The following is a 958-nucleotide window of genomic DNA, read 5'->3' on the forward strand; positions in this document are numbered from 1 at the left end:
GGGGGAATTTCAGAGTGCAGCCGTGACAAATTACGTAAAACCTGCCTGCCCGTCATATAATCAAAAAAGACCGGAGATTCAATAATAGCACCCACCTTGGACAGCGCCTTTTCCCGATCCGTCTGTACATCATATGAAGCTATCTTTACAGAGCCGCTGGTTGGTTGCATCAATCCGGTCATGATTCGCATCATCGTCGTTTTTCCAGCTCCATTCGGACCGATGAATCCATATATCTTTCCTTTCTGAAGCTTAAATGAAACTTGATCTAACAAATTCCTTTTCCCCATTTTTTTCGTTACCTGACTGACCTCTAGTAAGGAGTCCGACATACTATTCCCTCCATTCACAAGCAAATCACAAAATAGTTCCGACGTGCACATTTGATATGTAAGATCTTTATTGACAACACAAACTTCACTTAACAGTGATTCATACTATTGTACAGATTAAAAAATATCACATGTTGCGAAATGTAAACGACTTTCTTTATATAAAATAAAAAGATGAGGGTAGCCCTTCAGTAAACGTTCTACCTCAGGGCTACCCTCTATATAAAATAAATCGTTGTCTATTTAGTAACTAGCCTGTCAACTACTCCAGTTCAATCCACTCGCCAAGCAACGTGTCCAGCTCCGCTTGCAGCCGCTCACGCGCATCCCATAGCTCCGCCATGCGCATCGTGTCGCTGCTTGTGCCGAGCTGTTCCAACTCGGCGTCCGCCGCCGCCAATTCTGCTTCCTTGGCGGTAATCGCCCGCTCCAGCCGCTCGCTGGATACGGCGGGCGTACGGGACGGCTTCGTGGCCTTCGCTCCGCGTGCCCCCGTGCCAGCGGACGACCCGCCTCCTGTGGCGGGCGAGTCCAAACGGCCTGCCGCACCCGGACGCGTGCGGCTCGCATCAGCCCCGGCAGGCGCTTCTGTCCGCGCAGCCGAAGCCGTCCCATTGCTGGCTGCA

Annotated in this window: 2 pseudogenes; both read right to left on the reverse strand. The window is 50.5% G+C overall.

What is annotated here, in order from left to right:
* Window positions 1-332, reverse strand: a pseudogene (locus tag C1I60_RS25200) (ATP-binding cassette domain-containing protein); the annotation flags it as partial.
* Window positions 333-594: 262 nt separating this feature from the next.
* Window positions 595-958 (reverse strand): annotated as a pseudogene (locus C1I60_RS25205) (ABC transporter ATP-binding protein); the annotation flags it as partial.

Source organism: Paenibacillus terrae, assembly GCF_005217525.1.
Taxonomy (GTDB): Bacteria; Bacillota; Bacilli; order Paenibacillales; family Paenibacillaceae; genus Paenibacillus; species Paenibacillus terrae_C.